Origin of the sequence: Flavobacterium tructae, assembly GCF_001853485.1 — a bacterium.
GTDB lineage: Bacteria > Bacteroidota > Bacteroidia > Flavobacteriales > Flavobacteriaceae > Flavobacterium > Flavobacterium tructae.
Window position 1 is genome coordinate 33,417 of sequence record NZ_MIKE01000022.1, and the last position, 14,026, is coordinate 47,442.

15 protein-coding genes and 1 pseudogene are annotated in these 14,026 nt (G+C 37.8%); 9 read left to right on the plus strand and 7 right to left on the minus strand.

Annotation, left to right across the window (positions count from 1 at the left end; genetic code table 11):
- Position 1: 1 nt before the first annotated feature.
- Both BHE19_RS07895 and BHE19_RS07900 read right to left on the minus strand, forming a co-directional pair.
- On the minus strand, positions 2 to 1,417 hold the full coding sequence (locus tag BHE19_RS07895) for an SDR family oxidoreductase (RefSeq protein ID WP_070906632.1): 1,416 nt from the start codon (positions 1,415 to 1,417) through the stop codon (positions 2 to 4).
- 11 nt (positions 1,418 to 1,428) lie between these two features.
- Positions 1,429 to 2,112 (minus strand): SDR family NAD(P)-dependent oxidoreductase, encoded by a 684-nt coding sequence (locus BHE19_RS07900; RefSeq protein ID WP_070906633.1) that lies wholly within the window; start codon positions 2,110 to 2,112, stop codon positions 1,429 to 1,431.
- A gap of 175 nt (positions 2,113 to 2,287) precedes the next feature.
- Between BHE19_RS07900 and BHE19_RS07905 the strand changes: the two genes are divergently transcribed.
- From BHE19_RS07905 to BHE19_RS22270, 5 genes and pseudogenes are all read left to right on the plus strand, one after another.
- A complete protein-coding gene (locus BHE19_RS07905) occupies positions 2,288 to 2,578 on the plus strand; it encodes a TIGR03643 family protein (protein WP_070906634.1) in 291 nt (96 codons plus the stop codon).
- A 31-nt stretch (positions 2,579 to 2,609) separates the two neighbouring features.
- Complete coding sequence (locus tag BHE19_RS07910) at positions 2,610 to 3,215, plus strand: flavin reductase family protein (RefSeq protein WP_070906635.1); 606 nt, start codon at positions 2,610 to 2,612, stop codon at positions 3,213 to 3,215.
- 26 nt (positions 3,216 to 3,241) lie between these two features.
- Entirely contained in the window at positions 3,242 to 4,642 is a 1,401-nt protein-coding gene (locus tag BHE19_RS07915) for a cryptochrome/deoxyribodipyrimidine photo-lyase family protein (RefSeq protein WP_070906636.1), read from the plus strand.
- 8 nt (positions 4,643 to 4,650) lie between these two features.
- Entirely contained in the window at positions 4,651 to 4,788 is a 138-nt protein-coding gene (locus BHE19_RS22265; RefSeq protein ID WP_083342491.1) for a DUF2256 domain-containing protein, read from the plus strand.
- Between the two features lies 1 nt (position 4,789).
- A pseudogene (locus BHE19_RS22270) lies at positions 4,790 to 5,965 on the plus strand (cryptochrome/photolyase family protein).
- Between the two features lie 310 nt (positions 5,966 to 6,275).
- Here the strand turns inward: BHE19_RS22270 and BHE19_RS07930 are convergent.
- The 5 genes from BHE19_RS07930 to dnaK all read right to left on the minus strand — a co-directional run bounded on the left by BHE19_RS07930 (position 6,276) and on the right by dnaK (position 11,360).
- Positions 6,276 to 6,608, minus strand: a complete 333-nt coding sequence (locus BHE19_RS07930) for a helix-turn-helix domain-containing protein (protein WP_070906639.1) — start codon at positions 6,606 to 6,608, stop codon at positions 6,276 to 6,278.
- Between the two features lie 107 nt (positions 6,609 to 6,715).
- Entirely contained in the window at positions 6,716 to 7,465 is a 750-nt protein-coding gene (locus BHE19_RS07935) for a hypothetical protein (protein WP_070906640.1), read from the minus strand.
- Entirely contained in the window at positions 7,462 to 8,721 is a 1,260-nt protein-coding gene (locus tag BHE19_RS07940; RefSeq protein ID WP_070906641.1) for a site-specific integrase, read from the minus strand. Before BHE19_RS07940 ends, BHE19_RS07935 begins: the two co-directional genes overlap by 4 nt.
- Positions 8,718 to 9,272 (minus strand): helix-turn-helix domain-containing protein, encoded by a 555-nt coding sequence (locus BHE19_RS07945; protein WP_083342520.1) that lies wholly within the window; start codon positions 9,270 to 9,272, stop codon positions 8,718 to 8,720. Before BHE19_RS07945 ends, BHE19_RS07940 begins: the two co-directional genes overlap by 4 nt.
- Before the next feature lie 204 nt (positions 9,273 to 9,476).
- Positions 9,477 to 11,360: a molecular chaperone DnaK gene (dnaK, locus tag BHE19_RS07950; RefSeq protein WP_017496558.1), complete on the minus strand. Its 1,884-nt coding sequence runs from the start codon at positions 11,358 to 11,360 to the stop codon at positions 9,477 to 9,479.
- A gap of 408 nt (positions 11,361 to 11,768) precedes the next feature.
- Between dnaK and BHE19_RS07955 the strand changes: the two genes are divergently transcribed.
- From BHE19_RS07955 to BHE19_RS07970, 4 genes are all read left to right on the plus strand, one after another.
- Positions 11,769 to 12,167 (plus strand): NUDIX hydrolase, encoded by a 399-nt coding sequence (locus tag BHE19_RS07955; RefSeq protein WP_070906642.1) that lies wholly within the window; start codon positions 11,769 to 11,771, stop codon positions 12,165 to 12,167.
- Between the two features lie 192 nt (positions 12,168 to 12,359).
- Positions 12,360 to 12,854 carry a peptide-methionine (S)-S-oxide reductase MsrA gene (gene msrA, locus BHE19_RS07960; RefSeq protein ID WP_070906643.1) on the plus strand — a complete coding sequence of 165 codons (495 nt, stop codon included), beginning with the start codon at positions 12,360 to 12,362 and terminating at the stop codon, positions 12,852 to 12,854.
- A 106-nt stretch (positions 12,855 to 12,960) separates the two neighbouring features.
- Positions 12,961 to 13,275, plus strand: coding sequence for a peptide-methionine (S)-S-oxide reductase (locus BHE19_RS23040; protein ID WP_317040044.1), 315 nt, complete (start codon positions 12,961 to 12,963; stop codon positions 13,273 to 13,275).
- 254 nt (positions 13,276 to 13,529) lie between these two features.
- The gene (locus BHE19_RS07970) at positions 13,530 to 13,967 is read left to right on the plus strand and encodes an acyl-CoA thioesterase (RefSeq protein ID WP_017496553.1); all 438 of its coding nucleotides are present in this window, start codon (positions 13,530 to 13,532) and stop codon (positions 13,965 to 13,967) included.
- The last annotated feature ends 59 nt before the right edge of the window (positions 13,968 to 14,026 follow it).

Genomic DNA, 14,026 nt, shown 5'->3' on the forward strand with positions numbered 1-14,026 from the left:
TCTAACGTGTTAATTCATTAATCATTCCATTGAAAATAAAACCATGAAAAGGCAGCACTGAATACCAGTACAGCCTGCCCAATATTCCCTTAGGTCTAAAAGTCGCGGCCTGGTACAATTTATTATTAATAATTTTAAATTCAAGCCACGCTTCTCCGGGCAGTTTCATCTCGGCATATAAAATTAATTTTCCTTCTTTCTTGTCAGCATATACCACACGCCAGAAATCGAGTGCATCTCCTGCATGAATTTCATGTCTACTGGTTCTTCCCCTTCTTGCTCCCACACCTCCGGCAATCTTATCCATAAAGCCGCGCAGGCTCCAGAGCCAGTCTGCGTAATACCATCCGGTTTCCCCGCCGATAGACCATATTTTAGATATCACAGCATCCCTGTCAATGATTTTTCTTTTTCTTCTGTCAATAAAGCAGTCTTTTTTAGGAACCTTTAGATAATAAGCCACACTTCCTTTAAACTGTCCGCTGATCTGTGAATCTTTCCAGCTCGAAGCCACTGCATCTTCGTTAATCTTTGTGAGTGCCCTCTGCAGCGCCATCTCGTAATTCATTGGCTTAACACTTAATAAATCATTAATCCTGCTGTCACTGCAAACGACTTCTACTTTCATACTGCTTACTAATGCCGAAGCCAGTTTAAAAGAAGTTGAAGTAATAAAATAAAGCCAGTACGATGACAATTTTGGCGTCATGACCGGCAGTGTATAAATATATCTTTTTAGTTTTTTTGCCCGGGCAAACCCCAGGAGCATTTCTTTATAGGTCAGAATATCGGGACCGCCGATATCAAAACTTTCATTATAGGTTTTAGGGTTTAGCAGTGAGCGGATTAAAAACTCTAAAACATCCCCAATAGCAATAGGCTGGCATTTGGTATTGAGCCATTTTGGAGTAATCATCACGGGGAGTTTATTAACCAGATCACGTATAATTTCAAAAGAAGCACTCCCGGATCCCACAATAATCCCAGCCCTTAGTGTAGTGGTCGGGGTTTTTCCATTCTTTAAAATTTCCTCTACTGCTTTTCTGGATGATAAATGTTTGGATAATGATTTATCGTTTACAATTCCGCTTAAATAAATAATCTGTTTTGCGGCTGTTCTGTCTATTTTCTCCTTGAAATAACGAGCCGAAATACTTTCCAGCTCATCATAGTTAACCGCCCCTGACATGGAATGAATCAGATAATAGGCCGCATCGATATCATCAGGGATTTTTTCCACGCTTTTTGCATCTAAAAAATCAACTTCAAGAAGATGGATGTTTTTTGTATCTCTTTTGGGATAATAAAACCTGCTCTTATCCCTCACACAGCAGATTACTTCATGTCCCTGATCCAGCAGTAAAGGCAACAGCCTCTTACCAATATATCCTGTTGCGCCTGTGAGTAGAATTTTCATCTTTGTATAAATTACATTTTAAAACTGACCAGACCATAATCCATTTGAAAAATCTGGCCCGAAATTGATCCTGCCGCTTTAGAGATAAGATAATCTGCCATCTGCGCCACTTCGCGGGGTTTTAAATAATTTTTAAGCGGATGGCGCTCTATCATATTTTCTTTCATGCGCTCATTTCTGAGGATCGAAGCTGACAACGAAGTTTCGGTGATCGTAGGCGCAATGGCATTGATGCGGACTTTGGGAGCCAGTTCTGCCCCTAACGATTTTACAAGCCCCTCTACCCCGCCTTTTGCAGCTGCAATACTGGCATGAAAAGGCATTCCGAGTTTTACCGCTACGGTGCTGAAAAGCACAATCGACGGATTAGTTCCTTTTTTTAAAGCCGGCAGATAATGCTGAATGGCTTTTACAGCGCCAATAACATTAATTTCAAAATCATTTCTGAAATCATCAGCACCCAGACTTAAAATAGGTTTGAGGTTTATCGATCCCGGACAATAGATAAGGGCATCAATACTTTCAATTTCCGGAAGATCATCATGCAGAACATCAGCCCCATAATGGATTAAATTGGGATGGAAAATCTCAGGAGCAGTCCTGCTGATATTATAAACCTGCCTGTTTTCTAATTGCTGCAGCACTACGGCGCTGCCAATTCCCCTGCTGCCCCCAATAACTACTATTTTTTCCATTATTCTAAAATTTAAAGTATTGTACTTCCTTCAGATATCATCTTACTAAATAATTGATTTTCATTATAAAGATAGTAATTGTTTAACTTTTACCAAATAACATTAAACAAAATAAATCTAATTAAGTACCTTAGCACTATTACAAATGAAAAAAAGTTCGTAACAGCGTATCGATATGAATACAAAACAAAGCAGCTTTTCTGCCCTTGAACTGGACCGCATTATAGAAATGGCATGGGAAGACAGAACCACCTTTGATGCCATAAAGTTTCAGTTTCATTTATCTGAGGCCGATGTAAAGGCTTTGATGAAAAAAGAACTGAAATTCAGCAGTTATAAATTATGGCGCAAACGCGTGGAGAACTGCAGAACCAAGCATGCAGCGAAGCGTCCTTCTGAAATCGACCGTTTTAAATGCAGCAGACAGCGCGTGATTTCCAACAATAAAATTTCAAAACGAAGATGAAAAAAAGTTTCTGCATTCACAAGATATCGACATGCTGGAAAGCCGCAAAATAGCTCATCTGATCAATAGTATTGGCGGCTTTAAAAGTGTTTCGCTTATTGGAACCAAAAGCCATTCAAGAAATACGAACGTATCTATTTTTAGTTCTGTATTTCATATCGGAGCCAATCCTGCATTGATCGATGTAATTTTCAGGCCTAGTCCGCCGCAGCGCGATACTTTAAGCAATATTCTAGAATCCGGTTTTTATACCCTAAACCATATCAATGAATCGATTTATAAAAAAGCGCACCAGACTTCCGCGCGCTATGATGCCGCTGTATCTGAATTTGATGCAGTGAGCCTCACCCCTGAATTTAAAAACGGCTTTCAGGCTCCTTTTGTACAGGAAAGCCTGATTCAGATGCGAATTGAACTTAAAGAGAAAATTGATATTTCGATTAACAATACCACTATGATTATCGGCGAAATTGTTCAAATCTATATTCCTGAAGACTGCGTATCTCCAGATGGATTTGTTGATCTTGAAAAAGCCAATACCATTACCTGTTCGGGTCTGGACAGTTATCATAAAACCATACAGCTCGCCCGGCTATCTTATGCAAAACCCGATAAGGAAATTACATCATTGCTTTAAAATTGAATAAAAAAAAAGTTAATATTATGTGGTTCAAGCGTGATCTTCGTTCTACAGATCATGAGCCCCTTTTTATGGCGCAGCAGGAGAATATCCCGCTGCTTTTGCTTTATTTCTTTGAGCCTTCAATAATGACACGTAACGATTCAAATGTGCGCCACTGGAGGTTTGCGTATGAATGCTTAAAAGAAATGCAGTCTAAACTAAAATCAATTGGGGCGCATATCTATTATTTTCATAATGAAGTGCAGCCCGTTTTTGAGCAGTTTTGCCGTATTTACGAAGTTCAAACAGTCTTTTCGCATCAGGAAATTGGCACTAAAATCACATTTGACCGCGATATAGCCATGCAGTCCTTTTTTGACATCCAAAGCATTTTGTGGAAACAATCCCAGCTGCATGGCGTAATTAGAAAACTCAAATCAAGACAGGGCTGGGATGAGCGCTGGGAAAAGGTAATGCGGGCTGACCCAAAAATGATCGACCTGAATACTTTTAAATTTGAAGATTTAGATGCAGGTTTTTATCAAAACCTAAAGGGAAAAACACTTTCCGAAGCTATTACAACTCATAATAAAAACTTCCAGCAGGGCGGTGAATACTGGGCGTGGCGTTATTTAAAAAGTTTTGCCGAGGAAAGACACGTTAATTACAGCAGGCATATTTCCAAACCCGGTCTGAGCCGAAAAAGCTGCCGCAGGCTCTCGCCTTATCTGGCCTACGGAAATATCAGCATGCGGATGGACTATCACTATACCAATCAGTTTTATCAAGGTTCACCCAACCAGAAAGCCATGCTTAACTTTGTTTCCAGACTGCATTGGCACTGTCATTTTATGCAGAAATTTGAAAGCGACTGCCGTATTGAATTTGAAAACATAGACCCGAGCTTTGATGTACTGATAAAACCTAAAATTGAAAATTACATTAAAGCCTGGCAGAAAGGGCAAACAGGCATTCCCATTGTCGATGCCTGTATGAGGTGCTTAACTGCAACGGGATTTATCAATTTTAGAATGCGAGCCTTGGTAGTGTCCTTTTTTGTTTTTAATCTCTGGCAGGACTGGCGCCAGCTTCATTTTTTAGCGCTGCAATTTCTGGATTATGAACCGGGAATCCATTATCCGCAGCTGCAGATGCAGGCGGGCGTGACCGAAACGGGAACTATTAGAATCTATAATCCCATTAAAAACTCTGATCAGCATGACAGTGAAGGGATTTTTATTAAAAAATGGATTCCCGAACTCGCTAATATCCCTCCCCTCTTAATTCATGAGCCCTGGAAGTTAGGTTCGATTGATCAGCAGCTCTACGAATGTGAAATTGGAAAGGATTATCCGTTTCCGATTGTGGATATTGAAGAAACCAGAAAATATGCCAGTGATGCTATCTGTAGTATCCGAAAAAAACAAGAAAATATTCTCTAGCCATTTTTATGCGAAAAGTAAAAAAAGAAAACCTGCCAAGTAAAATCTGTCCGGTCTGCAATCGTCCTTTTTCATGGAGAAGGAAATGGGAAAAGGTCTGGGATGAAGTTAAATATTGCAGTGATAAATGCAGAATACACAAATAATATGGGCAGTAAAACTTTAAGGCTGATTCTGGGCGACCAATTGAACTGCAATCATTCATGGTTTGAAAAAACAGACGATTCTGTTACCTATATAATGATGGAAATCCGGACAGAAACGGATTATGTCACACACCACATTCAAAAAATAGCGGGCTTTTTTGCCGCAATGCGCCAGTTTTCCAGTTTCCTGGAATCCAAAAAACATCAATGTATTTATTTGAAAATAAACGATCAGGACAATTTACAGTCTCTTGAAGAAAATCTGTTTTTTATTATACAAAGAGATCATTACACAAGATTCGAATATCAGCTTCCAGATGAATATCGGGTAGATTTGATATTGAAAAATATTACTTCACAACTTTCTGTTGCTTTTAAAGTTTATGATACCGAGCATTTTTTCAGTAACCGTGATGAACTCGGAAAATTCTTTGAAGGAAAAAAAACTTTTTTGATGGAAAGCTTTTATCGTGCCATGTGAAAAAAACATCAATTGCTGATCTCTGGAGATAATCCGATCGCAGGCCAGTGGAATTATGACGATGAAAACAGAAAAAAAATGCCTAAAAATCATAAGCCCACCACGCCTTTCGTTTTTAATAATAATGTTTCTGAAATAGTGCAGGAGATTTTAAAAACCGATATTAAAACTATGGGAACCATTGAGAGCAATAACTTTATCTGGCCTATAAACCGGAAACAATCTCTTGAAGTGCTTGATTTTTTTGTTCCCGAATGTCTGCCTTTATTCGGCACTTATCAGGATGCTATGGCTCCAAACGAGTGGTCACTGTACCATTCCAGATTGTCTTTTTCATTAAATACAAAAATGATTTCTCCCGCTGAAGTCATCCAGGCAGCAATTGCAGCATGGCAGAAAGAACCTGAAATTATTGCCTACAATCAGTTAGAAGGTTTTGTGAGGCAGATTATCGGCTGGCGCGAATATATGAGAGGTATTTACTGGCTTAAAATGCCAGAATTTGCCACATTGAATTTTTTCCATAATAAAGAAAAACTGCCCAATTGGTACTGGACAGTAAAAACAAAAATGAACTGCCTTAAAGATGCCATAAAGCAGTCTCTGACATTTGCCTACGCACATCTGGAGTTGATACCTTTTCTGCGACTGTCACAGAGCTTTAATTTCTTAATCGGAAATATTCAGTATTTTTAATATATTTGTGATACAAAAAAGAATAATACTACTTGTCTATTAATTTAATTCGCTAGTATACAAAGCTTTGTGATAATAAAATATTGAAAAAGTAAAAAATTGAATTTGGTGCAGAATCGGTGCACAGAGGTTCAAGACATAGATAAAAGTGAGATATACAGCGGTTTCCAATCTGAAAGTTCGAATCCTGCTCTCCTTGAAACAGATGTTGTATTTTTCTTTAGATAACTTATCGCTTTGTACTAAATCTTTTTGATACTGTAATGGATTGAAATAAATATTCTTGCGGGCTATAATCCATCTATTTATTTCAATTATGATTATATTTCAATACTTCTGATTCGATTTCCTGTATTGTTTTCTTTTTCCCTTTAGAGATCCATTCTAAAAGCTCTTCTTCAAAAAAGTACAGCTTTTTACCATATTTATAGCACGGAATTTTTCTCTGTCTCACAAGAGCGTAAATTGTAGGCTTTGCTTTTCCTATCAGCCGGCTTGCTTCTTCAATGCCGATAGGAATATTTTTTTCTTTAGATTCATATACCTGTATATTCTGAATCATAAGTTTAATCTCGGCAATTTCTTTCACTATGTGTGCTACTGCTTTGGGCAGGTTCTCAAAAGAGATTTCGTTTATGTCCATAGCCATCGTTTTTAACAGTTATGGTGCAAATGAAAAAAGTGTTTTTGCTGTGTCCTTCTTCACAGCAAAAACACTTGAAAAATACAGTGCTTTATACCTATTGGTATTTAAAAATCTGTAAAATCTTCTATTATCTTTATAAGCCCTTTCTGTTCATCATCTTTCAGATGCGTTTTAATACTGTTCTCTTCAACATCTTTTAAAGCGTCAGCAAAAGTTAATTTTAAAAAATGTGCAGCTCTGTCCTGTTTACTGACTTTAAAACAATTCCAAATATTCCAGCCAAAATGATACAGATCGAGATTGGACAGATCTTTTACTTTTACTGGTTTAATCTTTTCGAAATTTATTTCTTCAGCATATATAATTATATTCTTACTCAACTGTTTCAAATCATCATCCGATGCATACATCGCGAACTCTTGCTGTGCATAACGGATGGCTGTATCAATCCTTTCCTGTTTTTGATTTCTGACTGCATTTTGACGCTCCTCCCTTATCTTCTCAATATCAAGGGCTGAATTTTTCTTTTCAGGCATTTCGGGCTTAATTAAACCATTCTGAAGCCCTTCTTCTATTTTTACAAGGTCCTCACTTGTAATTAGGCTTTCAGGCGATTGCTTTTTTTCAGCCTTCAAAAAACGATTCAGTATTCCTGCAGCCAATTCGTTTAGAAACAGGCTTAGAATTGCAAACATTAAAACTCCAAATCCAGTGCTGATCCAAAAAAAAACACCGGCCGTATATTCATCAGCACCTTTTTCCAGCAGCACCAGTCTTCCGATTACACCGACAAAGACACAGACTAAAAAAACAGACAGGTAAACTGTAATATATTCGAAGTACTTTATTTTCATTGCGCTCTTTTCTTTAAAGATTCCAATTGTATTGCCTGCGAAGCTCTGTTTTTCTTTTCATCTATTACCTTGGCATAGATTTGAGTAGTTTTTACGTTAGTATGCCCAAGCATTTTGCTGACCGTATAGATATCTGTCCCGCTGGACAGCTGCAGTGTTGCAAATGTATGGCGGAAGCAGTGGAAGGTAATGTTTTTTTTAATTCCTGCAGATTCAACCCATTTTTTCAGAGGGCGTGAAATCCACGACGGATCCGGCAGATCCTCAAAAACAAGCTGTCCGGGAAGCCTTGGTTCTCCGCAGAGCTGCAAAGCCTGCTCAGAAATAGGCATATATTCGACACCCCTTGTTTTTTTCTGGGTGAAATGCAGTTTGGCCATGCCGTCTTCCAGGCTTATCTCTTTCCATCGGAGTTTCTGAATGTCGGAATGCCGCAAGCCGGTAAGCGCTGAGAAAAGCGCGGCTCTTTTAAGGACATCTTTCTCACAGGGCGTTTCAGCCAATACGTTCAATTCTTTAATGGTAAGATATTCGCGTCTTGATTCCTGCTCCGGGATGCCCTTTATTTTTGAAGACAGATCAACAGTTAGATATCCGTCGATAAAGGCCTGTTTCAAAGCTGCTTTAAAAATCGAAAAATATCTTGCCGCAGTGTTGAGGGAAAGTATTCCTTTTTTGCCTCCTCCGAGCGGCGCAGCCAGCAGAAAGAGTTTAAAATCTTCCGCCATTCTGATGTTAATCTGAGAAAACATCAGACTGCCTGCAGAGTAGCTTTTTAAAAATTCTTTGGTCCGCTCCCAATTGATCTGAATGGATTTTGAACTTCGGGCGTGTCTTTTAGCTGCTACAGAAGCAATGTATCTGATAAAATCCTCTTTTCCTCTTTCTTTCTGTTCAGCCAATAGGTTCTCAGCATCACTGTACAGATCTATATTATCGTATTCTTTCTGACGGATTTTACGCACCCCGTCAGCATAGAGCATTATTTCACGGTCGGTTTCGCTTCTGGTTATTATTATTCCGTTATCGCTGCGTCTGGGCTTATAGGATTTTATGCCCTGCGCATCTGTACGGGCGGTTCTCTGTTTGTCCCACTCCACGGTTTTTACGGTTCTGTTTAAGTATTCACGGATTCTCTGTGGCGTTTTCTTTCCGGAAACCTCAACAGGATAGCTTTCTATGTAGACATACCATTCCTCTCGGTCTTCTGCTTTTCGAAGACGCACAGTTACCTTGGTTTTTGCTAATTGTTTCATATAAAATCATTTCCGTTATACAAGTTATCAATTTCGCTTTTTGGAGCATATACATGCTTTCCGATCTGCCTGGTAGGTATTGAATATTTCCTGATATGGCTGTAGACAGAACCCTCAGATATCTGAAATCTCTGAGCAATTTCACCAATCGAATAGCAGTCTTCTCTTTCAAGGCTGTATAATTTTTTCTTAGGTGCGCTCTCAGCCTGCGGCAGGCTTCGGGCAGGGCTGAACATCCCTTCCATGACTCTGCGGTCGATCCTTACAAGGCGGGTTCCAAGATTAACTGACGGAATTTTTCCCTGCTCCACAAGCCTGTAGAGGGTTCTTTTGGCAATTCCAAAAAGCATGCCAGCCTCAGAGACGGAAAGAAATGCCCTATCCTGCGGTATTTTCTCTATCATCGCTTTGATGTCTGCTTCATTTTTAAGCTGCTTCATCTTCTGCTTGTATGCTTTTTTACTGCATTTTGACGAGCAGTAGACAGAAGTTACGGTCTTGGGCAGAAACACTTCCCCGCATACAAGACATTGTTTGTTTATTCTTTTCATCGCCTTTATCTCCAATTTAAGTGCCATAAGTATACATAAGTGCCACATTATCGCCTTTTAAGTGCCGGTACAAATATGATACAAATCTATGATAAAAAACGACTAAAAAACAGTATAAACGAAAAAGAACAAAAAAGAAAAACCGCTGTAAACTTTACGTTTACAGCGGTTTAACACTTATTATTAACTGATGTTAATCAGTACTTATTTGACTTCTTCGAATTCAACGTCTTCAACGTTATCTCCTTGAGATTGCTCTTGTTGTGGAGCTGCTTGTTGCCCTTCACCACCTTGAGCGTACATTGCTTCTGTAGCTGTTTTCCAAGCTGCATTAACATTGTCTAATCCTTTTTGGATTGCATCAAGATCTTGAGATTGGTGAGCCATTCTCAATTCAGTTAAAGCATATTCAATAGCTGTTTTTTGATCGTCTGTCAATTTATCTCCTAACTCTTTCAATTGAGATTCAGTTTGGAAGATAGTACTGTCAGCTTCGTTCAATTTCTCAGCTCTTTCTTTTGCAATTTTGTCAGCATCAGCGTTAGCTTCAGCGTCTTTTTTCATTTTTTCGATTTCTTCAGCTGTTAAACCAGAAGAAGCTTCGATACGGATATCGTGAGATTTTCCAGTTCCTTTATCAGTTGCAGAAACTTTGATGATACCATTCGCATCGATATCGAAAGTTACTTCGATTTGAGGAACTCCTCTTGGTGCTGGTGGAATACCATCTAAGTGGAAACGACCGATAGTTTTGTTATCAGCTGCCATAGCTCTTTCTCCTTGTAATACGTGGATTTCAACAGATGGTTGAGAATCAGCAGCAGTAGAGAATACTTGAGATTTTTTAGTTGGAATAGTTGTGTTAGACTCGATTAATTTAGTCAATACACCACCCATAGTTTCGATACCTAAAGAAAGAGGAGTTACGTCAAGTAATAATACATCTTTTACATCTCCAGATAAAACTCCACCTTGAATAGCTGCTCCAATAGCAACAACCTCATCAGGGTTAACACCTTTAGAAGCTTTTTTACCGAAGAATTTCTCTACTTCATCAGCAATTCTTGGCATACGAGTAGAACCTCCAACAAGGATTACTTCGTCGATATCAGATGTAGATAAACCTGCATCTTTTAATGCTTTAGCAACTGGCTCCATAGAACGTTTTACTAAAGTATCAGATAATTGCTCAAATTTAGCTCTTGATAATTTTTTCACTAAGTGTTTTGGTCCCGAAGCAGTAGCCGTTACGTATGGCAAGTTGATTTCAGTTTCAGCAGAAGATGATAATTCAATCTTAGCTTTCTCAGCAGCTTCTTTCAAACGTTGTAATGACATTGGGTCTAAACGTAAATCAATTCCTTCTTCAGATTTGAATTCGTCAGCTAACCAGTCAATAATAACTTGGTCAAAATCATCTCCACCTAAGTGAGTATCACCATTTGTAGATAATACTTCAAATACACCGTCTCCTAATTCAAGAACAGAGATATCAAAAGTACCTCCACCTAAATCGTAAACAGCAATTTTTTGATCAGTTCCTTTTTTATCTAATCCGTAAGCAAGTGCAGCAGCAGTTGGCTCGTTGATGATACGCATAACTTTAAGACCAGCGATTTCACCAGCTTCTTTAGTAGCTTGACGTTGTGCATCGTTAAAGTAAGCAGGAACAGTAATAACCGCTTCAGTTACAGTTTGACCTAAATAGTCTTCAGCAGTTTTTTTCATTTTTTGAAGTGTCATTGCAGACAACTCCTGAGCAGTGTATAAACGACCGTCAATATCCACACGTGGAGTATTGTTGTCACCTTTTACAACACTGTAAGGAACTCTTTTTGCCTCTTCTTGAGTTTCAGCAAAAGTGTGTCCCATAAAACGTTTAATAGAAGCAATCGTTTTTGTAGGATTCGTTACTGCTTGTCTTTTTGCAGGATCACCTACTTTAATTTCTCCACCTTCAACAAAAGCGATGATAGATGGTGTAGTTCTTTTTCCTTCTGCGTTAGGGATAACAACTGCTTCGTTACCTTCCATTACAGAAACACAAGAGTTCGTCGTACCTAAGTCAATTCCGATTATTTTACCCATTTTTTATATATTTAATTTTTGATATACATTTTATAACTCAGGTGGCATAAGTCAATCTTTGTGCCAATATAAAAAACCAAAGTAAATTGTCAGTTTTACTATTGGCACGACAATAATCATCTGACAACATGACATTTTTAACACCTGACATACGTGGCATATCAGTACTTTACATGTCATTATTAACGGAATTGATCATTCATTAAGTCACAAAACAACAGTATAAAAAGCCCCGTCAAGTCTCTTATTTACAGCAAAACATGCTACTTTTGAAAAATAATAGAGTCCCGTTTTGACCAAACAAAATTCAACTCTCTCTTTTTTATTGATTTTTAAGCTTTAAAGATAGCATCTTAAAAGAAGAAATTAATAATAAGCAACATTAACAAATTATAAAAAAACAAACTGATGATCGAAATTGATAAAATCGCATTAATAAAAGTCGAAAATGGCCAAATTCTAAGCACTAAATCAAGAGGAAAAAACAAATATTATATTCCGGGCGGAAAAAGAGAAGATAACGAAACCGACGAACAAACTTTAATCAGGGAAATTCAGGAAGAATTAAGTGTTGAAATCCTACCGGAATCTATCGAATATGTTGGAACTTTCAAAGCACAATCTGACGGACATGCAGATGGAATTACCGTAAAAATGACCTGCTACAAGGCAGATTACACCGGAACTCCAAAGGAAAGCAATGAAATAGCCGAAATTAAATGGTTAAATTATAAAGATCTGGACATCATTTCAGAAGTTGATAAAATTATCTTCACACATCTGAAAGAAAACGGATGGATCAATTAAACAAAAATTAAAGATGGGCGAAGAGAATTTTTTGTTTTGCAGTTTCAGAAAACCATAACAGAACCGACAAAGCATCAAAAAAAGCACAAACAATTGACAAACTGAAACATACACAATTAGCATTAATACTATTCCCAATATTTAGTAAATTGCAGTACTAAAATTTCAGCACATCAATAACAATTGTAAAATATGGAAACTAAAAAAGCATATATCGCAGGAGGCTGCTTCTGGGGAATGGAAGAACTGTTCAGAACCCGTCCGGGAATTTTAAATACTGAAGTAGGTTATATTGGTGGACAAAATGAAAACCCAACTTACAGGAATCATCCCGGCCATGCTGAGGGAATAGAACTGACCTATGATCCTGAAGTTACAAACTTTAGAGAGATTCTGGACTATTTTTACCGCATTCACAATCCTACTACGATAGATCGTCAGGGTAATGATATGGGGTCCAGTTATCGTTCTGCCATTTTTTATCAAAACGAAGAGGAAAAGGCCATTGCCAAAGAAGTCATTAATCTTGTGGATACTTCAAAAAAATGGGGAGAAACTGTAGTCACCACTTTAGAACCTTATAGTACTTTTTGGGCCGCCGAACCAGAGCATCAGGACTATCTGCAAAAACACCCAAATGGCTATACCTGTCACTTTGAAAGATTTGAAGAGAGTTTCTTACTCTAAGCATAAACCATCTTTTATCTCCAATAAAGAAGATCATAAAAATTTCAAAACTTTATTGGAGATAGTATTGGATCAAATAGACAGGAATTAATAAGACAGTAATCAAATGAATACAATAGGTTTTGGAGGAGGCTGTCATTGGTGCACCGAAGCAGTTTTTGATTTTTTTAAAGGAGTAACCAATGTGCAGCAGGGCTGGATAAAATCTGAAGCACCTGACGATACTTTTTCGGAAGCTGTTCTTGTTGATTTTGATTCCCGTATTATCCCGTTAGAAGTTCTCATTGAAGCACACTTGATTACACATTCCAGCACTTCAAATCACAGTATGAGAGAAAAATACCGATCTGCTATTTACTTTTTTGACAGGAATGAGGCTGTCCAATTTCAGAAATACTCCAAAAACTGGATCGTAAATTAGACCGAAAACACATTACCAGAATCTTACCTTTTACTGCCTTTAAAAGCAACGAAGAACAATTTCTACACTATTACGAAACCCGAAAGGAAGCTCCGTTCTGCCAGACTAATATTGTTCCAAAACTGAAAAAATTACAAGAGGAGTTTGAAAAACATAAAAAAAGCAGTTAAAAATAAAGTAAAATATTCTTCAGTTTTCCAAAAGAGATATAAATATTCGTAATTTCGGTTTTTCATTAAAATTACAATTACAAAATGGCTTCATTTATTAAAGAAATCTCTTTTCGCTGGTCAGATCTTGACCCAAACTTTCACGTTCGTCACAGTGCTTATTACGATTTTGGCGCACAGCATCGTATTGAAATCCTTGAAGAACTGGGTTTAACTTTAAGAGTAATGCAAACGCAGGGTTTTGGACCTGTTTTGTTTAGAGAAGAATGTATTTTCAGAAAAGAACTAAAACTTTCCGACAAGATATTTATTCATACCAAAACCTCAAAAATGAAAGCGGATGCTTCACGCTGGTCGATCATTCATGAATTTAGAAGAGAAGACGACACACTTTGTGCTGTTATTACAGTTGACGGGGCCTGGATGGATACTAAACTTCGTAAATTAGCTTCTCCAACACCGGAAATCGCTATCGAAGCATTAAGCATCTTCCCAAAAAGTGATGATTTTGTTGGACTTTAAAAGCAAAATTCAATCTAATATAAATTATAAAAATCCAAAAAGCACATTCTAACAAAAGT